At 66.5% G+C, this 19,201-nt stretch carries 15 protein-coding genes and 1 tRNA gene; 11 read left to right on the forward strand and 5 right to left on the reverse strand.

From position 1 onward, the window contains the following. Nucleotides 1-27: 27 nt before the first annotated feature. From LC407_RS02235 to LC407_RS02245, 3 genes are read right to left on the reverse strand one after another with little or no spacing between them, the layout of a single operon-like run. The gene (locus LC407_RS02235; RefSeq protein ID WP_223482125.1) at nucleotides 28-2,811 is read right to left on the reverse strand and encodes a TonB-dependent receptor; all 2,784 of its coding nucleotides are present in this window, start codon (nucleotides 2,809-2,811) and stop codon (nucleotides 28-30) included. Nucleotides 2,812-2,867: 56 nt separating this feature from the next. Then, nucleotides 2,868-3,836, reverse strand: a complete 969-nt coding sequence (locus tag LC407_RS02240; protein WP_140227539.1) for a FecR domain-containing protein — start codon at nucleotides 3,834-3,836, stop codon at nucleotides 2,868-2,870. After that, entirely contained in the window at nucleotides 3,833-4,333 is a 501-nt protein-coding gene (locus LC407_RS02245) for a sigma-70 family RNA polymerase sigma factor (RefSeq protein WP_080149532.1), read from the reverse strand. Before LC407_RS02245 ends, LC407_RS02240 begins: the two co-directional genes overlap by 4 nt. Nucleotides 4,334-4,600: 267 nt before the next feature. Between LC407_RS02245 and LC407_RS02250 the strand changes: the two genes are divergently transcribed. The 7 genes from LC407_RS02250 to LC407_RS02280 all read left to right on the forward strand — a co-directional run bounded on the left by LC407_RS02250 (nucleotide 4,601) and on the right by LC407_RS02280 (nucleotide 13,744). After that, entirely contained in the window at nucleotides 4,601-7,489 is a 2,889-nt protein-coding gene (locus LC407_RS02250; protein WP_223482126.1) for an autotransporter outer membrane beta-barrel domain-containing protein, read from the forward strand. 97 nt (nucleotides 7,490-7,586) lie between these two features. Further along, entirely contained in the window at nucleotides 7,587-8,591 is a 1,005-nt protein-coding gene (locus LC407_RS02255) for a 2-hydroxyacid dehydrogenase (protein ID WP_223482127.1), read from the forward strand. Nucleotides 8,592-8,675: 84 nt separating this feature from the next. Continuing rightward, nucleotides 8,676-8,751, forward strand: a tRNA-Thr gene (locus LC407_RS02260). A gap of 149 nt (nucleotides 8,752-8,900) precedes the next feature. Further along, nucleotides 8,901-9,581 (forward strand): VWA domain-containing protein, encoded by a 681-nt coding sequence (locus LC407_RS02265; protein ID WP_051584968.1) that lies wholly within the window; start codon nucleotides 8,901-8,903, stop codon nucleotides 9,579-9,581. Between the two features lie 2 nt (nucleotides 9,582-9,583). Next, entirely contained in the window at nucleotides 9,584-10,339 is a 756-nt protein-coding gene (locus tag LC407_RS02270) for a PP2C family serine/threonine-protein phosphatase (RefSeq protein WP_033830639.1), read from the forward strand. A 4-nt stretch (nucleotides 10,340-10,343) separates the two neighbouring features. Next, on the forward strand, nucleotides 10,344-11,729 hold the full coding sequence (locus tag LC407_RS02275) for a hypothetical protein (RefSeq protein WP_223482128.1): 1,386 nt from the start codon (nucleotides 10,344-10,346) through the stop codon (nucleotides 11,727-11,729). After that, nucleotides 11,726-13,744: an energy transducer TonB gene (locus tag LC407_RS02280; protein ID WP_223482129.1), complete on the forward strand. Its 2,019-nt coding sequence runs from the start codon at nucleotides 11,726-11,728 to the stop codon at nucleotides 13,742-13,744. Before LC407_RS02275 ends, LC407_RS02280 begins: the two co-directional genes overlap by 4 nt. 23 nt (nucleotides 13,745-13,767) lie before the next feature. Here LC407_RS02280 and LC407_RS02285 read toward each other — a convergent pair whose 3' ends face one another. Continuing rightward, on the reverse strand, nucleotides 13,768-14,400 hold the full coding sequence (locus LC407_RS02285; RefSeq protein WP_223482130.1) for a GyrI-like domain-containing protein: 633 nt from the start codon (nucleotides 14,398-14,400) through the stop codon (nucleotides 13,768-13,770). Next, nucleotides 14,397-14,825 carry a VOC family protein gene (locus LC407_RS02290; RefSeq protein WP_080149401.1) on the reverse strand — a complete coding sequence of 143 codons (429 nt, stop codon included), beginning with the start codon at nucleotides 14,823-14,825 and terminating at the stop codon, nucleotides 14,397-14,399. Before LC407_RS02290 ends, LC407_RS02285 begins: the two co-directional genes overlap by 4 nt. A gap of 338 nt (nucleotides 14,826-15,163) precedes the next feature. Between LC407_RS02290 and cyoA the strand changes: the two genes are divergently transcribed. From cyoA to cyoD, 4 genes are read left to right on the forward strand one after another with little or no spacing between them, the layout of a single operon-like run. Further along, the gene (gene cyoA, locus LC407_RS02295; RefSeq protein ID WP_223482131.1) at nucleotides 15,164-16,207 is read left to right on the forward strand and encodes a ubiquinol oxidase subunit II; all 1,044 of its coding nucleotides are present in this window, start codon (nucleotides 15,164-15,166) and stop codon (nucleotides 16,205-16,207) included. A gap of 2 nt (nucleotides 16,208-16,209) precedes the next feature. Beyond that, entirely contained in the window at nucleotides 16,210-18,207 is a 1,998-nt protein-coding gene (cyoB, locus tag LC407_RS02300; protein ID WP_025873833.1) for a cytochrome o ubiquinol oxidase subunit I, read from the forward strand. Next, nucleotides 18,204-18,842, forward strand: coding sequence for a cytochrome o ubiquinol oxidase subunit III (cyoC, locus tag LC407_RS02305; RefSeq protein ID WP_025873832.1), 639 nt, complete (start codon nucleotides 18,204-18,206; stop codon nucleotides 18,840-18,842). Before cyoB ends, cyoC begins: the two co-directional genes overlap by 4 nt. Continuing rightward, a complete protein-coding gene (cyoD, locus tag LC407_RS02310) occupies nucleotides 18,842-19,183 on the forward strand; it encodes a cytochrome o ubiquinol oxidase subunit IV (RefSeq protein ID WP_025873831.1) in 342 nt (113 codons plus the stop codon). Before cyoC ends, cyoD begins: the two co-directional genes overlap by 1 nt. Nucleotides 19,184-19,201 lie beyond the last annotated feature (18 nt).

The following is a 19,201-nucleotide window of genomic DNA, read 5'->3' on the forward strand; positions in this document are numbered from 1 at the left end:
TGGAACAGGCGGCGTAGGGTACTACGCTCAACGGAATTGCAGGGTCAGCAGGAAGTAGCGCCCGAGTGGATCGTCCAGCCCGGGCATCTGCCCGCCGCTGCCGACCAGGTGGTTCACCGGCCGCGTATCAAGCAGGTTGTGCACGTCCAGTGCGGCAATCACGCGCGGGCTCAGCCGCCGCGCCAGATGCAGGTTCCAGCGCAGCTGCGCCGGGTTCATGCAACGGCCCTGGTCATGCTGCTCCTGCGCGCACGCTTCACCGGCCAGCCATGCGCGGGTGCGGCCGACGCGGTTGCCTCGCAGGGCGATGTCCCAGGACGGGTTCTGCCACTGTACGTTGAGGATGCCCGCGTTCGCCGGCGTGGCATGCCCGCGCAGGTCCACCGATTCGCCATGGCCGCGATCACGACGCAGCTCCTGCTGTTTCAACGCATCCAGCGAGAACAGCCACTGCCCGTTGCGGCCGGTATCCACCCGGTACTCGCCGCGCAGTACCCAGTTGCGCGAGGTGGTGCGGCCGATGTTGTCGAATGACAGGCGAAGATCACGCAGGCGACCCTGCTCATCCAGTTCCCAGGTGCCGGGATTCCACAGGGCATCGCTGGGTTGCAGGGCGAGGATCTCGTTGCGCAGTTCGACGATGTTGTGGGTCAGTGACAGCGAGAACGCATCGTTGGGTGTCCAGCTGGCGGCCAGCGAGTGGCTGCGCGAGGTCTCGGCTTTCAGCCCGTCGTTCTCCGCCACCTCCACTTCCACCGCGCAGCCGCCATCGCGCAGCGGGCGCGCGCACGTCGGCAGGGACTCCGAGGCGGGCAGGCCATACAGGCCGAAGTAGCCCGGTGGCCGCCGGCGCTCGAAGATGCTGGGAGCGCGGTAGCCGCGGCCACTGGCCAGCAGGAACGACCAGTGCGGGCTGGGGCTCCAGCGCAAGCCGGCACGCGGCGAAAACGCAGTGTCACCGCCATCGCGGTCCAGTCGCGCGGCCACGTCCAGGCGCAGTGTCGGCGCCAACGGCAGGCCCACTTCGGCGTAAGCGGCGTTGCTCTGCCGCGACAGCCGGCGTTGCTCCATCGGCAGTCCCAGCGCCAGCTCGCCCTTGCCCAGCAGCGGATCGGGCAGCGAGGTCCAGCGCTCGCGGCGCAGATCGATACCGGTGGCCAGTTGTGCTGCACCGCCGGGCAGTGTCATCAGGGTGCGCTGCATGCCCCACCAGCCCTGCCACTGCTCGGTACGTCCGCGGTTGTGGATGGCCGGGAACAGCTCCTCTGCCAGTCCCGCCGGCAGGGTGGAAAATCCGGGCAGGAAGTCCAGCGTGCGTGCTGCTTCCAGCAGGCGTTCGCTGCGCACGGTGCCTTCGGTGCGCAGGTCCACCTGGCTGCGCTGCGCGCTGAGGCCAGCATCCCAACTGCGGCCGGCGCGCTCACGGCCCATGCCGAAACTGATGTCGCCTTCGGTGGCATGCACGCGCGGGCGCACTTCGCCGCCTTCCTGCAGGACCACGTTGAGGATCGCGCCACGGCTGAAATTGAGGGCGACGGCGGTCGGGCCCAGCTCGAAACGCTGGCGGTTGTGGCTGGCGCGTGCTTCCACGTAGGCGTAGCGTCCGTCACCGCGCTCGTGGCGATAACGCAGGTAGCTGGACAGCGTTTCCGACGCCGGTTGCAGCGAGCGCGGGCGTGCGTTGTCGAACCAGCAACCGTCGTCTTCGCTCTGCAATGGCGGATGGCACTGCGTGGCCGGGTAGTAATCACCGTTGGGCATGATCAGCCCGATCGGGTACAGCGAGGTTTCCGCATGCCAGTCGCGCTGGTCACCGGCCACATGCTGCAGGCGATGCAGATCGATGCCGGCGAACCAGCGGTCGCCGCCTTCGCGCACGCCGCCCGTGGCCGCCTGCAGCCGGTACTGATCGCCATCGCCACGGCTGCTGACACCCGATTGCAGCGTCGCTTCCGGTCCCTCGGCCTGGTCACGCAGAATGATGTTGACCACGCCGGACATCGCATCGGCGCCGTAGATGGCCGAAGCACCGCCACGCACCAGCTCGATGCGCTCGACGAAGCTGAGCGGAATGCCTCCCAGATCGGTCAGCCCGCCTTCTTCCAGCGACACCATCGGATACCGCGGCAGGCGCCGGCCGTTGACCAGGAACAGGGTTGCGCGCGGGCCCATGCCGTCCAGGCTGGTGGTGGCGGCCGCGCCGACCGGCAGGTACAGCGAGTCGCCGCTGCGCGAGGTGCTCAATGGCGGATGGCCGTTCATGCCGGGCAGGTGGCGCAACAGGTCGAACAACGTGCCGTAGCCGCTGCGCAGGATGTCCTCGCGATCGATCACCGTTACCGGCAGCGTGGTCTGCACGGAGGTGCGCGGCAAGCGGCTGCCGGTGACATGGATCGGCGCCAGTTCCACCTGCACCGGCTTGGCTGGCGCGGGCGGCGGTGGCCGCCGTACCGGCTGCGCGACCACGGCGGGTGGTGCAGCGTGCCGGCGCACCACGAATCCGCCGCTGGGGGTCTGCAGGATGTTCACCGGCATGCCGGCGACGAGCTCCTTGAGTGCGGCGGCCGGCGCCAGCGAGCCGGCGACGCCGCCGGTGCGCAGGCCGGTCAGTTCACGTGCGTCGAACACCAGGGCAATGCCACTCTGGCGTGCCCATTGCTGCAGGGCCGGCGGCAGGGCGCCGGGAGCGATCCGGTAGTCGATCTGTCTGACGGCTTCTGCTGACGCCGCCGTTGCCGCCACACCGGGCACCAGCGCGACGCACAACAGGGCCTGCAGCAGACCCCAGCGCAGCACGTCCCAACGGAGCACGTCCCAACGAAGCACGTCCCAACGAAGCACACCAGGCGCCGGCATCGGCCGCCGCCTCAGTAGGTGCGGCGCAGTTCCAGCGCGCCATCCGAGCGCGGCTGGCCAGCAATGGACCACCCCAGTTCCAGGGCGGAAAGCAGTTCATGCGCGTCGCCTGCACGGAAGGTGCCGCTGACCGCGAGGTCGGCGATATCCGGGTCGGCGACCACCAGTGGCGTGCTGCCATAGCGGTTCATGCGCTCGACCACGGTGGCCAGGGGGGTGCCGTCGAACACCAGCTTGCCCTGCGGCCAAGCCTCGGCGGCGGCAGTCGAGGACAGCTGCGGGCCGGGTTGGATTTTGCCGGAGGCCAGGACCTGCAGCTGCTGGCCCGGCGAGAGCGTGTGCTGCGCACTGCCACTGGTGACTTCCACCACGCCTTCCAGCAGCGCGACCTCGACCCGGCCGTCAGCCAGGCGTTCAACCTGGAAGGTGGTGCCGATATCGCGGATCGAGCTGCCGCCGGCCTGCACCCGCAGCGAGCGCGATGACGGTTCGACCTGCAGCTGGATGCGACCGTGTTCCAGTGCCAGTTCGCGCTTGCGCCAGCCGAAGCGTGCGGTCAGCGTGGTGCCAGCGTCGAGCGTGGCGATGCTGCCATCGGCCAAGGTGCGCTGCTGCGGCAGCAGGCTGGCGTTGGCGTAGGTCAGCGGTGTGGGATTGCCATCGGTGTACAGCATCCAGCCCAGGCCAACGGCCAGGCACACGCCTGCAGCGGCGGCGACACCGGGCAGCCAACGCCGCTGCGGCCGGCGTGCCGCACGCGCGGCGGCGGTGCGCAGCCACGGGTCGCCGGCCAGGCCGGCGCTGCGCTGGTGCAGCTTCTCGGCCTGCACCCACGCGCTGACGTGTGCCGGATCCTCGGCCAACCAGTCCTCGAAGGACTGCCGTTCTTCGGCGCTGCAGTCGGGGGCGTCCAGCCGGGCTACCCAGGCGCTTGCGTGTTCAAAAAGCAACGTGTCATCCCTGTTGTCGTTGCGGATCATTCGGCATCTCCATCATTGTGGAGAGGATCGGGGCCCAGCTCCTTGCGCAGGCCCTGCAATGCACGGGCAATGTGTTTTTCCACGGTCTTGGCGGTGATGCCGCAATGCCGGGCGATCTGTGTATAGCTCATCCCGGTGATGCGGTTGAGCAGATACACCTCGCGGGCACGTTCGGGCAGCTTGAACAGCGCCTGGCGCAGCAGGGCGAGCATCTGCCCGGATTCTGCCTGACGCAGCGGATCAGGAGAAGCACTGGCGGCTTCTTCGTTGCCGTCGCGTTCGGTCAGCGACAGGTGGTTGCGCGATTGTGGCGAGCGCCCGCGGTCTGCCAGGCGGTTGCGGGCAATGCGGTACAGCAGCAGCCGCAGCTCCTCGGTGCCGTGCGCGCGGTAGCGGATCAGGCGCTCCATGCAGTCCTGCGCGATGTCCTCGGCATCCTCGGGGCCGACACCGCGGGCGCGCAGGAAAGCGCACAGCGGCGCGCGTTCCTCGCGCACGAATGCGATGAAGGCATCCGGAACCCCGGGCAGATCCGGCGCAGGACGGAGCAAAGGGGAGGGCGCGGACAGGGGAGGGCCTCGGACGACGATGACGGACGCGTCACCGAGTTTTACGCGACGGTGACCGGATGGGGAAGCCCACGTTTCTTCCGTATTTCCATTGTGAATGCATTCATGTTTTTTCTCGCCGTCGACTGGGGGCGTCGAGCCCGCTGCTGCGTTCTGCTTTCGACCCGCGTGGTGCGGGCGGAGAGAGAGAACGCAATGAAGCATTCGAAGTTGAGCATCGCCCTGGCAGGCCTGGTGGGTATCGCGACCCTGGGCCAGATGGATGACGTCATGGCAATGAATTATCACGTGCAGGGCGATCGCGTCGTGCTGAGTGGCGGTGTCACCGTCGCCGACGTCGTCGCGCTGCCGGCGCTGCTGGCCAAAGCGCAGGCCGAAGGCCGCCCGATCCGCGAAGTCGTGCTGCGCACCTCCAATGGTGGCGCGCTGATCGCGGGTGAGTGGCTGCAGGGCGTGATCCGCACCAACGGCCTGAACACCATCGTGTCCGGCCACTGCATCTCGTCCTGCTCGATCATGCAGTCCGGTGGCGTCGAACGTTACCTGGCCGGCGACCTGCCGCTGGTCGACTCGGTGCAGATCCACGCTGCCAGCAACAGTGGCAAGGTGATCTACACGCCGTCGCCGCGGATGACCGAGATCTACACCGGCAACTACGGCGGCGGCATGGACGCCGGCCTGCTGCACAAGGCCATGTACGAGGTGGTGCAGCCCAACGGCCTGCTGGTGTTCCGCGACCCGGCCCGGACCACCGGCGCTTCGGTCAGCTTCGATCCCGATGGCAGCGGCCGCAGGCTGGAGACCTTCCCCGGCCAGGACATCTACAGCAACAACATCATCACCGCCGCCGGTTACCGCGATCCGGGCGATACCCTGACGGTCACCGGCAATGTCAGCGGCGACATCAATCCAGGCTACCTGCGCACTGCGCGCCAGCTGCAGGCGTTCGTCGATGACGACTTCGCGCGCTGGAACGATACCGACTTCGCCACCACGTACATCAACTATGCGGTGAACATCTACAACCGCTCCAGCGCCGGCCCGAACGGCATCGGCCCGGCTTCGGTGCAGGATTACCTCAACGATCCGGGTACACAGCAGCTCCTTCTGGGCCAGCTGCGCCTGGATGAACTGGACGCCTCCACGCTGGGCAATTCGGCTGGCGTGATACGCGTCGCCAAGGGCGGCACCTGGCGCACCGCCGAAACCACCGGCGCCGATTTCATGCTGGTGGAGAACGGCACCATCGCCCTGGAAGGCGGCGCGTTGCGCACGCCGGAGCTGCGCGTGCTGGCGGCCGGCATGGTGGTTGGCCACGGCGACATCGCCTCGGTTGCCACCGACTCGAGCGCACTGCTCAATGGCACTGGTCCTTCGTACCGCGAGGATGGCTTCAACCGCCTACGCGTGTACGGCACCCTGATGCCGCGTGGTGGTGATCTGGTCACCCACGGCTACGTCAACATCATGCCGGGCGGCAAGGTGCTGTTCGACGTGACTGAAGCCGGCGGCTCCCAGGCCGGGCGCCTGCGTGTGGGCGACTTCTACGACAGCGGCGCCAACGAGGGGGCGCTGGTCATCTCGCCGGGCGCCCACCTTGAACTGAACGTGGCGCAGGGCTTCTACGCCGGCAACTACCAGCGTGAGCTGGTGAGCGGCCCGATCTACCAGGGCGGTTTCACCGATGCGGTGCGCCTGGGTGACACCGGCTATACGGCCAGCATCACCGACGGCGAGGTGTTCCGGCCGCGCCACAATTCGCTGCTGAGCTTCAACATCAACCAGACCGCCGAGGGCCTGTCGCTGACCGCCAACCCCGGCTTCGACCAGCTCGCGCAGCTTACCGGCAACAATGGCAACGATGGACTCGGTCGCGCGCTGGCCACTGCCGGCCAGCGCCAGGATGCCGGGCTGAAGCCGCTGCTGGGGGCGCTGCAGTTCGCTGACCGCGATGTGATTGCCCAGCAGGCCGGTGCGCTGCGCGGTGATGGCCATGCCAGCCTGCGCCTGGCCGACAACGCGCTGGTTGGCAGCATCGGCAGCGTGGTGCAGCAGCACCAGGCCGCACGGCGCAGCGGCAGCGGTGATGCCGGTGGCTTGGCGGCACAGGCCGCGCAGGCGGCGTCAGCTCAGCCGGGCATGGCCAATGGCAGTCTGTTCAACCAGTTGGCGATGCATCTGGTGGAGCCGGCGGGGGCGGGCGGTGGCAGCACCAACTTCGGCGACGAAGCGCCGCGCAGCCATGGCCTCTGGGGACGCGGTTTCGGCAGCCATGGCCGCATCGATGGCGAGGGCGGCGTGGCCGGCCTGAGCCATACCGTCGGCGGGATCGTGCTCGGTGCCGATACGCAGCTGGCCGATGACCGGGTGACGCTGGGCGTCAGCGTTGCCGCGGCGGACATGTCGACCAAGGGCCGCGATGGTTCCGGGTTCACCGGTGATGTGCGCGCGCTGGATGTGGGCGGCTACCTGGATGCCACCTACTCGCGTGGCTACCTCTCGGCCTCGGTGCGCTATACCGACCTGCGCCACGACACCCGCCGCAGCATCGACGGCATCGACGGCCTGCAGGGCCCGCTGCGTGCCAAGTACAACAACGATGCGATCTCGGCCCGGCTGGAGCACGGCTTCTCGTTCACCACCGCCAAGGGCGTGGTGATCCAGCCGCTGCTGCCGGTGGTCGATTACGCGCGCACCTCGGCCACCCGTTTCAATGAAGGGCAGGGTGCCGGCGCACTGGTGGGGCGTGGTGACAGCCTGGAAAGCATCCGCGTCGGTGCGGGCCTGCAGGTGTTCAAGACCTTCGAAGGCAACAACGGCGAGCGCATCACCCCGCGCGCGCGCGTTGTCTGGCAGAAGGAACTGGGCGACACCCAGGCCCGTTACAGCACCGGCTTCGCCGCGGCGCCGGACCTGGTGTTCGGTGCCAGCAGCCAGACCGTGGGCGAGCAGGTGCTGGCCTGGAACCTGGGCGTGACCAGCCGCGCCACCGATCGCCTGTCGGTGATGGTCGACTACGTGGGCGAGCGCCGCGACGGCCAGCTTCAGAACGGCGTGATGCTGGGCCTGGGCTATACGTTCTAAGGCAGTACCGGCACCGGCGGCCGTCGCGCCGCCGGTGCCATCCCCATCGGTGTGCGGGTGCGCTATGGTCGTGGCGGATTTCCGCGCAGGCCTTGCCATGCAGATCGCCGTTTTCAGTGCCCGTCCCTACGACCGCCGCTTTCTGGAGGAAGCCAACCAGCACGAGGGGGCAGGGCAGGATTTCCAGTTCGTGTATTTCGACGCGGCGCTGGACGTGCACACCGCCGCGCTGGCACAGGACTGCGCCGCCGTCTGCGTGTTCGTCAACGACAGGCTCGATGCACCGGTGCTGCAGGCCCTGCATGCACTGGGCGTACGCGCGGTGCTGCTGCGCTGTGCCGGCTTCAACAATGTGGACCTGGCCAGCGCAAATGCGCTCGGCCTGTTCGTCGCCCGCGTGCCGGCCTACTCGCCGGAAGCCGTGGCCGAGCACGCTCTGGCGCTGGTGATGACCCTCAACCGGCACACCCATCGCGCCTACAACCGGGTGCGCGAGGGCAACTTCATGCTCGATGGCCTGCTCGGCCGCACCCTGCATGGCAAGACCGTGGGCATCGTCGGTACCGGCAAGATCGGGCTGGCCACCGCGCGCATCTTCCGCGGCATGGGCTGCACTGTGCTGGGACATGATCCATATCCCTCGCCGGCGTTCACCGGGATCGGCGCGATGGTTGAACTGGACGAGCTGCTCTCGCGCTCGCACATCGTCTCGCTGCATTGCCCGTTGACCCCGGATACCCAACACCTGATCGACGACGGCTCGTTGGCGCGGATGAAGCCCGGCGCGATGCTGGTCAACACCTCGCGTGGCGGCCTGGTCGATACCCATGCGGTGATCCGCGCGCTGAAGTCGCGCCGGCTCGGCCACCTGGCCATCGACGTCTACGAGCAGGAAAGCGCGCTGTTCTTCCAGGACCTGTCCGGCGAGATCATCGACGATGAGGCCTTCCAGCGCCTGATGACCTTCCCCAACGTGCTGGTGACCGGCCACCAGGGCTTCTTCACCGTGGAGGCGCTGCAGGAGATCTCGGCGATCACGCTGGGCAACCTGGCCGATTTTGCGGCGGGGCGGGAGTGCGGCAACCGGGTGGCGGCGGGTTGAGGGGCCGGGCGGGTGGGCGTTTGACGGCAATCGTCACGACCGGATTGACCGCAGGGGCAGGGCGACCGTAAAATTGCCTGCTTCGCCGGAATAGCTCAGTTGGTAGAGCGGCGCATTCGTAATGCGTAGGTCGTAGGTTCGATTCCTATTTCCGGCACCAGTTTCAGCAAAAAGCCCCGGCCTTGGTCGGGGCTTTTTGTTTGGGCGGCACGGTTCTCCGTCGGCCCTCGCCCCTGGGGCCTTCAGCTCTGCCTATAATCGGCCGCGCAGATCACCTGCACTGGTTCACCCGCACGGAGGCTTCCCATCATGTCCATTGCTGCAATCCCCGATGTTTCGCTGGTCGACAACAGTGAGCAGCGCACGCCGCTGATCCTGGTGCTGGACTGTTCCGGCAGCATGAGTGGTGGCCCCATCGAGCAGTTGAACGCGGGCCTGAAGCTGCTGGAGCAGGAGCTGAAAGCCGATGTGATCGCGGCCAAGCGTGTGCGCGTGCTGCTGGTCGAGTACGGCGGCATGGACAACGCGGCCATCAGCGGTGACTGGTGCGATGCGATGGATTTCACCGCGCCCACGTTGTCGGCCAATGGCACCACGCCGACCGGTGCGGCCGTGGAAGTGGCGCTGCAGGAGATTGAAGACGAGAAGGCGCGCTTCCGCCAGGCCGGCGTCGCCTACACCCGGCCGTGGCTGTTCCTGATGTCCGATGGCCAGCCCACGGACGCCTGGGAAGCGGTGGCCGAGCAGTGCCGCGAGGCCGAGCAGCAGAACAAGGTGGCGGTTTTCCCGATCGCTGTCGGTAATGCAGACATGAGCGTGCTGGGTCAGTTCAGCCGCAATGGCGAGCGCGGCGTGAAGCGCCTGCAGGGCCTGCAGTTCAAGGAACTGTTCCTGTGGCTGAGCGCGAGCATGCGGGTGGTCTCCAACTCGACGCCCGGTGGCCAGGTGCAATTGCCGGCCACCGACAGCTGGTCGCAAGTGCCGGTCTGACCATGGCCTGGCGCGTGATGGCCGCATCGGCCACGGGACGGTCCCATCTGGACCGCGGGCAGCCCTGCCAGGACGCCTATGCGTCGGTGCAGGTGGGGCAGACATTGGTCGCGGTGGTCTGCGATGGCGCAGGCTCCGCATCGCACAGCGATGTGGGCGCCCGGCATGTATCCAGCAGCGTGGCGGCGTCGGTTACCGGGTCCGCGCAGCTCGGCGCCGATCCACTGGCACTGCCGGTGGACGCGCTGCGCAGCATCATCGAAACCGCTGTCGACGATGCGCGCGGGCAGCTGGCGATGCTTGCGCTGAGCCAGGGCCTGAAGCTATCCGACCATGCCTGCACGCTGGTAGGGGCGGTCGCTACACGCGATGGAGGGTGGTTCTTCCATGTGGGCGATGGCGTGGCCGCCTGTGCGTTCAGCAATGAATCGCCCGATGCGGTATCGCTGCCTGCCAATGGTGAGTACGCCAACGAAACCTGGTTCGTGACCGGTGGCAACTGGCGCGAGCAGCTGCGGTTGACCCGCTTCGAAGGGGCCATCGATGCGCTGGTGCTGATGTCCGACGGCGTGCAGCCGTTTGCGATGTCGCGTGCGGGCGACAGCCTGTTCCAACCGTTCATCGCACCGGTGATCCGTTATCTGGCCGGCGTGGACGAGACCCACGGCAGCCAGGCGTTGCATGCGACGCTGGCCGACCCGCGCACCGATCAGATCACCGGCGACGACAAGACGTTGCTGGTCGCGCTGCCGGCCTGAGCACATGCCCGGGCGCAGCGGCGAAAAGGTCTACGACGCGCAGCGCAGGCCGCTCACCCTGGAGCGGCTGCTCAAGAGTGGCGGTGCGGGCAGCGTGTTCACCCTCAAGGAGCGGCCGCGCGAAGTGGCCAAGCTCTACCATTCGGACAAGGATGCGCGCGTCTACGAGCGCAAGCTGCAGGCGATGCTGGAGCTGCAGCCGGACCTGCCGCCGATGGAAGGGCAGGGGGCCGACCAGGTACAGATTGCCTGGCCGATGACCCTGCTGCGGGATCGCAGTGGGCGTTTCATCGGCTTCACCATGCCGATCCTGGATCTGTCGGCTACCAGCGATCTGGAACATGTACTGCAGGAGCGGCAGGCACGCGCCGAGGGCCTGCCCACCGGATTGGGCGCGAAGATGACCCTGGCCGCCAACCTGGCGGTGATGCTGGCCGCGCTGCACCGGCGGCAGCACTATGTGGTCGACCTCAAGCCGCTGAACGTGCGGTTCTATCGCAGCACCTTGTTCATCGCGATGCTCGATTGCGATGGTTTCAGCATCCAGGGCAAGGGCGAGCGCTTTCCGGCCGGCCAGGTCACCACCGACTATCTGGCGTCCGAGTTCCAGCAGCCGGGGGTGAAGCCGGGGCAGGAGGAGGCGCAGGATCGCTTCGCGCTGGCGGTGATGGTGTTCCAGCTGCTCAATTCCGGCCTGCATCCGTATGCGGGCCGGCCGCAGGGGGCGACGGTGCCCAGTGACCTGCCGGCACGCATCGCCGCCAACCTGTACCCCTACGCGCGTGGCAAGCCGCATCCGCGGATGCTGCCCTCGCCGGTCAGCGGCCATGAGATGTTTCCGCCGGCGCTGCGCGACATGTTTGATCGTGCGTTCTCGGTGCAGGCGCGGCGGAGGCCTTCGGCGCAGGAATGGGCCACGCTGCTGCTGGACTACGCACGGCGCAACGCCGGTCAGCTGGTGGCGTGCGGCAAGGATGCGGCCCACCAGCATTTTGTCGGCATGCCCTGTGCCGCCTGCGCCCGCGCGGAACTGCTGGCCGGCAGCGCACGCGCGGCGCAGACCCGCACGCGGCAGAAACCGAACAAGGCCCGCAAGCAGCGTGCACGCACCGCCGCGCGCGTCGCCCAGGCGCAGCCGGTCGCCGCGCAGGCGTCGGCGGCCAGCGGCGTTCCCGGGGTGATGTCGCGGGTGACGATGGCGGTGATCGGCACGCTGCTGCTGGGCTGGGTGATGGGCTGGGGCATGCCGGTTTACCGCCGCTACAGCGCGCTGGTGGACCCGGGCATCTGGGATGGCGTGGGGCTGGCCGTGCAGATGGCCATGCTGGCGATCGCGATCCTGCTGTTCATCCTGTTCGTGCCGATGCTGATCATGAGCAAGCGCCCATGAAGCTGCTGGGTGTACTGGCCGTGCTGTTGCTGGCGCTGATCGGGATGGCGCCGTTCTGGGGCGACCTCGGCGTGCTGGTCTACAGCTCGATCGGCTGGCTCGGACGAGTGCTGTCGAGCGGCGTGTTGAGTGATGGCAGGGCGGCGTTGCGTGCTGCGCTGCTGATCGGCGGAGCGGTGTCGGTGCTGTCATTCCTGCGCGTAGCGGTGCAGGACCGGGCCGTGGACTATCTGATCGCGTCGGTGATGTTCGGCTTCCTCTCTTTCGTCGTCTTCATCGTCACCGGCATTTCCGGGGATGGCGCTACGGGCGCAGGAAGCGGTCAACAGGGGCCGAGCTCGGTACTGGTCGGCGAGGATCGCACTACGGTTCCGCGCTGGTACTCGCGCGGTCATTTCGAGCGGGAAATGCTCAACAAGGTGCACGAAACCGCGCGCACTGCTGCCCGTGGCGATCTGCCGCGTACGCAGGCGCTGATGCAGGAGCTGGATCTGTGGGCGCGCAATGGCCCCGTGCTGCGCGAAGACCGCACCGAGTACGAGCGCCTGCGCGCGGCGTACAACGAGACCATCGAGACCCTTGCCGCCCGGTCCGGCCGCCGCACGCAAAGGACGGCGGGTCTGGCCAGCGATGCGGGCGCGATGGTGGACCGGCTGACGGCGGAGGAAGCGCGCGAGCTGGAGCTGAAGCAGGTCGAGCTGCTGCAGCAGATGTGGAAGCTCTCGCCATCGAGCACCTCGGTTGCGATGCGCCTGCTGGCGACGGATCTGCAGGAGCTGGCGATCCGCTCACGGTGGTCGCCGCGCAAGCCGTTCGACCGTGAGGGCGACGCGGCACTGGAAGAGCGCCTGTGGCGCATCCACGGCACGCAGGAGGTGTTGTTTGCCTATGCACCGCTGGAGGAGCGTCTGTGGAATGCCTACGCTTCGACGATGGTCGACACGGACGAAGAGCTGGCGCTGGGCGCGCTGGTGATTGCCGGACTGATCGACCGCAGTGACAAGAACGCTTCGTCCGATCCCGCCCGGTTCGACGTGAACACGCTGCTGCTTGGCAGCGACGTGTTCATGCTCTCGACGCTGCTGGCCAGTGCGTCCGAAGACCGCATGGAGATCCTGACGGCGCGCGCGACACTGCTGCTGGGCGATGACGATCGGCAGGCGAAGGCAGGCAAAGGCAATGCGCCGGACGCCGCCGACACCGCCGCAGACCCCGCTGGCCCGGCGGTCTCGGAGCCTTCGCCGCCGGCGGTCCCGAAAGCGGACACCGCCAGGCAGGCGCAACGCGCGATGCCGCCAGCGGGGATGCTGGTCGATCGCAAGGGCCTGGCGTTGCGTACGTCACCCTCTCTGCCGCCGTCGTCGCCACCAGCAGAGTATGGGCAGGTGCTGGTCGACCTGCCCGCCGCCGGCTTCAAGGACCTGCGCCATGGCATCCCGCTGCGCGCACCTGTGGAGGCCGACACCATGGTGACCCTGCAGGTGGATGTCTGGCAGACCGGCGTGGTTACGGCAGTGCTGGTGGAAGGCAGCAGTGGCAGCGCCCAGCTGGATGAGGCCGCGCGCCGGGGCGCACGCACCTGGCTCAGCGCGTCGAAGGTGCCCACAGGCGGCGAGCGCAGGCAGGTGACGGTCGTGTTCAAAGCGCCTGTCGCCGCCACACCGCCGGCGGTGACCGTGGACGCACCAGCGCCGACGGCCATGGACCCGCCGCCGCCGCAGCTGGATCCCGAGCAGGCGCTGGGCGCGCAGTTGGCGGCGATGACGCGCCGGCATCCCCCGCGTTATCCGCGTGGTGACGGGGAGACGGTGCTGGAAGGCAGCGTCGAGCTGCTGATCACCATGTCAGCCGAGGGGCGCGTGCTCGATGTGACCGTGGACCGCAGCAGCGGACATCCTGCGCTGGATCGCGCCGCCCGTGAGGCTGCACTGCAATGGCACGTCACCCCCCGGCGGCCGGTGACCACGGTCAAGCAGATAACCCTGCGTCTCCCGGTGCAGTTCCAGGGCGGCTGACGGATCAGCCCTAGACGCGGCCGTCACCGCGCCCGTACCGGTTGCCGCAGCACCGTTTTCAGGCGAGCAGGCTCTACCTTGCGTGGGTCGCCCAGGTAGATCTCATGATGCGGCCCGGCGAAGGTCAGCCCCTGTGCCGGCATGATCCGTTCATGCAGTTCGGCCAGTGTCGGGCCCTCGTCATCGTAGGCGCCTACATGCAGCGTCTGCAGGCACAGGCCTTCCTCGTAAAGCGCCAGGCGCAGGCTCTGCGGCGCGGTACCACGCTTGTTCGATGCCTTGGCAACCGCTTCGCTGAAACGCAGAACGTCGACGTCCAGCGGTGTGCGGATCATCATCGTCCAGCGCCACGCGTGCTTGCGCCGTGCCACGAAGCTGGACGGGTCGTCGGCCCACCACAGTCCCTCCAGCGGCGGCACCACGTAGTCCCGTCCTTCGGCCTTCATCGCGAACTTCAGTGCGTAGCTGACCGAGTACAGCCACTCCACCGCATCGCGATAGGCCGGCGCCTGGTTCGGATCACCCTGTCCATCGACCATCACGAAGGACATCGGCGGCACCTCGATCCGCACGAACGAGCCGACCGGTGGCCGGTACAGCGCCTTGTCCTGCGTCTTGAAGTCGATCTTCGCCGGCGTGGTGGCGGACCGGGTCATTGCGCGGCTCCGTTGGCAGGCCCCTTCAGCTCCACCGTGTTGCCGTCCGGATCCTTGAAGTACAACGACAATCCGTCGCCCTCGGCACCGAAGTTGACTTCGGCCGGCGCCGGCACCGGTACGCCGTGGGCGGCCAGGTGGGCGACCAGCGCCGCTTCGTCGAAGGGATGCACGCGCAGGCACAGGTGGTCGACATTGCGCCCTTCGCTGCCCGGTCCGCTGCCGCCGTGGCGACCGAGCGTGCCGTCCAGGCTGATCAGGTCGATCATCGATGCGCCCGCGCGCAGGTGCACCAGGCCCAGGTGCTCGCGCCGCCGCACCACCGCGCAGCCCAGCACCTGGCCATAGAAGGCTTCGCTGCGGGCCAGATCGCGCACCCTCAGCACCAGGTGGTCGATGCGTTCAACGCTGAAGGGTCTGTCCATGCCGGGTTCCTCGAAGAAAGGGGAGTCACAATTTGCTGAACCTGTTCAGTCGACTGTGCCGAACGAGGGGCCTCGTCGTCCTCGCGGCCGATGCTACGCTGCCGTCCCCGCGCGTTCTGCCTGCCGCAATGGCGCGGTGCGACAACGTGTCGCATCCAGATCCGGGCCTTTCCTGCGCCTGATCATTGTCAATGCCTTTCTTAAATGGTGGGTGACGGCCTAAAATTGAAAGGCTGACTCGACCCCACCTCACCTGCCTGTCTTCTGGACGGGTGGGCCCGGCTTTGGCCGGTGCGGGCAGGACGGGGAACGGCATTCCCTCGCAATTGGATCGACCGATGATTCCGTTGAAAACCCTTGGGCGCTGGTTGCGCCCGGGCCTGCTGCTCGCATTGCTGGTGATGCTCACCGGCTGCGATGCCGTGGCCATCCTCAGTCCGAAGGGCCAGATCGGCCAGGATGAAAAGACACTGCTGATCACGGCCACCGTGCTCATGCTGCTGGTCGTCATCCCGGTCATCATCATGACCCTGACCTTCGCGTGGAAGTATCGCGCCTCCAACACCAAGGCCCGCTACGAGCCGAAGTGGTCCCACTCGACGGCGATCGAGGTGGTGGTGTGGTCGATCCCCTGCATGATCGTGCTGGTCCTGGCGGTGCTGACCTGGCGGTCCTCGCACGCGCTGGATCCGTACAAGCCCCTGGAATCGGACGTCAAGCCGGTCACCATCCAGGCGATCTCGCTGGACTGGAAGTGGCTGTTCATCTATCCGGAAGAGAAGGTCGCGGTCGTCAACGAGATCAAGTTCCCGGTCAACACCCCGCTGAACTTCGAGATCACCTCCGATACGGTGATGAATGCGTTCTTCATCCCGCACCTGGGCAGCATGATCTATTCGATGGCGGCGATGGAGACCAAGCTCCACCTGATCGCCAACGAGACCGGTGAATTCCCGGGCATGTCCTCGCACTACAGCGGTGCAGGCTTCGCCAAGATGCATTTCACTGCCTACTCGGTCACCGATGCGCAGTACCGCCAGTGGCTGGACCAGGTCCGTGCCGGCCAGCAGAGCCTGGACAAGGCCTCGTTCAAGGCGCTGGGTGAAGCGAAGAATTCCGAGTGGTATCCGGTCACCTACTTCGGCAAGGTTGAAGACAACCTGTTCGACTGGGTCATCGCCAAGCACATGGGCGACAACAAGCACTACGGCATGAAGCATTCCCATGCGGGTGCGGCTGCTGCCGATGCGTCCAGCCATGAAGCGCACGAGGGGCACGCCCCGAGCGACGCGCATGATGCCAAGGAATCCGGGAAGAACCTGGATGCCACCGAAGAACACGAACACGCTGGCCATGAAGGCCACATGGGTTCGGGAGAATGAACATGTTGGGAAAACTCTCTCTTGAGTCGATCCCCCACGATCCAATCGTGCTGACCACTCTGGTCGGTGCGGTGCTGGGTGGCCTGGGCGTGATGGCCCTGATCACCAAGTTCAAGCTGTGGGGCTATCTGTGGAAGGAGTGGTTCACCTCGGTGGATCACAAGAAGATCGGCGTGATGTACATCATCGTCGCCTTCGTCATGCTGCTGCGCGGTTTCTCCGACGCGATCATGATGCGTACCCAGCAGGCCATCGCCGTCGGCGGGTCCGAGGGTTACCTGCCGCCGCACCACTACGACCAGATCTTCACCGCCCATGGCGTGATCATGATCTTCTTCGTGGCGATGCCGCTGATCACCGGCCTGATGAACCTGGCCGTGCCGCTGCAGATCGGTGCGCGCGACGTCGCGTTCCCGTTCGTGAACTCGCTCAGCTTCTGGCTGTTCGTGTCCGGTGCGGTGCTGATCATGCTGTCGCTGTGGATCGGTGAATTCGCCGCCACCGGCTGGCTTGCGTTCCCGCCACTGTCGGGCATCGAGTACAGCAACAATGTAGGTATGGACTACTACATATGGGGACTACAGGTGGCGGGTCTGGGTACCACGTTGAGTGGTATCAACTTCTTCATCACCATCCTCAAGATGCGCACCCCGAGCATGAAGCTCATGCAGATGCCGGTCTTCACCTGGACCGCTCTGGTGACCAACGTGCTGATCGTGGCCGCCTTCCCGGTGCTGACCATCACCCTGGTGCTGCTGACCCTGGACCGTTACCTGGGCACGCACTTCTTCACCAATGACGGTGGCGGCAACGCCATGCTGTACATCAACCTGATCTGGATCTGGGGCCACCCGGAAGTCTATATCCTGGTGCTGCCGGCCTTCGGCGTGTTCTCCGAGGTCATCGCGACCTTCTCGCGCAAGGCCCTGTTCGGCTACAAGGGCATGGTCTACGCCACCGCCTGCATCGGCGTGCTGTCGTTCATCGTGTGGCTGCACCACTTCTTCACCATGGGCTCGGGTGCCAACGTCAATGCCTTCTTCGGCATCACGACGATGATCATCTCCATCCCCACCGGCGTGAAGATCTTCAACTGGTTGTTCACCATGTTCCGCGGTCGCGTGCAGTTCACCACGCCCGTGCTGTGGACCATCGGCTTCATGGTCACCTTCACCATCGGCGGCATGACCGGCGTGATGCTGGCGATCCCGGCCATCGACTTCGTGCTGCACAACAGCCTGTTCCTGATCGCCCACTTCCACAACGTCATCATCGGCGGCGTGGTGTTCGGCATGTTCGCCGGCATCACCTACTGGTGGCCGAAGATGTTCGGCTTCCGCCTCAACGAGTTCTGGGGCAAGTGCGCGTTCTGGTGCTGGTTCATCGGCTTCTATGTGACCTTCATGCCGATGTACGTGCTGGGCTTCATGGGCATGACCCGTCGTCTGCAGAGCACCGTCAACCCGGCCTACGAGCCGTTCCTGCTGGTGGCCGCTGTGGGCGCCTTCATCGTGGGTGCCGGCATCCTGTGCCAGATCATCCAGGTGGCCGTGTCGATCCGCGACCGCAAGAAGACCGCCGACCTGACCGGCGACCCGTGGGATGCCCGTACGTTGGAGTGGGAAACCTCTTCGCCGCCGGCCTTCTACAACTTCGGCACCCTGCCGGAAGTCACCGAGCTGGACGATTTCTGGGAGCGCAAGCAGCGTGGTGAAGCCTGGCCGAAGCCGGCCAAGTACACCGACATCCACATGCCGCGCAACACCGGCACCGGCGTTGTCATCGGCGCCTTCAGCCTGGTGTTCGGCTTTGCGATGATCTGGCACATCTGGTGGCTGGCCATCATCGGCTTCGTCGGCATGATCGCCACGTTCATCTACCGCACCTTCGACCAGGACGTGGACTACTGGGTCCCGGCTGCCGAGGTGGAACGCATCGAGAACGAACACCGCAAGCACCTGGAAGCCCAGGGCCTGGTGAAGTCGGAGCTGAAGGCATGAGCACCAATACCTCGACCCTGAGCCACGGGCACGCCGCACACGCGGCGGCCCATGGCCATGACGACCACGAGCACCACGACACCGGCGGCAACACCGTCTTCGGTTTCTGGGTGTACCTGATGAGCGACTGCCTCATCTTCGCCTCGCTGTTTGCCACCTACGTGGTGCTGGCCGGCGGCACTGATGGCGGCCCCGGCGCGAAGGACCTGTTCGAGCTGCCGTTCGTGGCGTGGGAAACCGCGCTGCTGCTGACCTCGTCGCTGACCTTCGGCCTGGGCATGATCTCCATGCACCGCAAGCAGGTCGGCCAGATGTTCCTGTGGCTGGGCATCACCTGGCTGCTGGGCTTCGGCTTCATGTGCATGGAAGTCTATGAATTCCAGCACCTGATTCATCAGGGCTACGGTCCGGACCGCAGTGCGTTCCTGTCGGCGTTCTTCGCCCTGGTCGGTACCCACGGCCTGCACGTCAGCGCCGGCCTGCTGTGGCTGCTGGTGATGTTCGTGCAGCTGAAGAAGTACGGCCTGACCCCGACCAACAAGACCCGCATGGCGTGCCTGAGCCTGTTCTGGCACTTCCTGGACCTGATCTGGATCGGCGTGTTCTCCGTCGTCTACCTCAATGGAGCGCTGTAATGGCACATGACAACCATGCACACGACCACGCCGCCGGCGGCGAAAGCCACGGCACCGTGAAGTCGTACCTGATCGGCTTCGTGCTGGCGGTGGTGCTGACCGTCATCCCGTTCTACATGGTGATGTCGGGTGATTTCTCGCGCACCGTCAACGGTGTGGTGATCGCCATCACCGCGGTGCTGCAGATGCTGGTCCACCTGGTGTTCTTCCTGCACCTGGACCGCTCGTCGGAGAGCCGCTGGAACGTCAACGCTGCGGCCTTCACCGTGGTGGTGATCGGCATCATCGTGGTCGGTACCCTGTGGGTCATGCACAACATGAACGTGCACATGATGCACTGACGTCTTCGCGACGTTGCC

Source organism: Stenotrophomonas sp. OVS01A (assembly GCF_019969775.1).
Taxonomy (GTDB): Bacteria; Pseudomonadota; Gammaproteobacteria; order Xanthomonadales; family Xanthomonadaceae; genus Stenotrophomonas; species Stenotrophomonas indicatrix.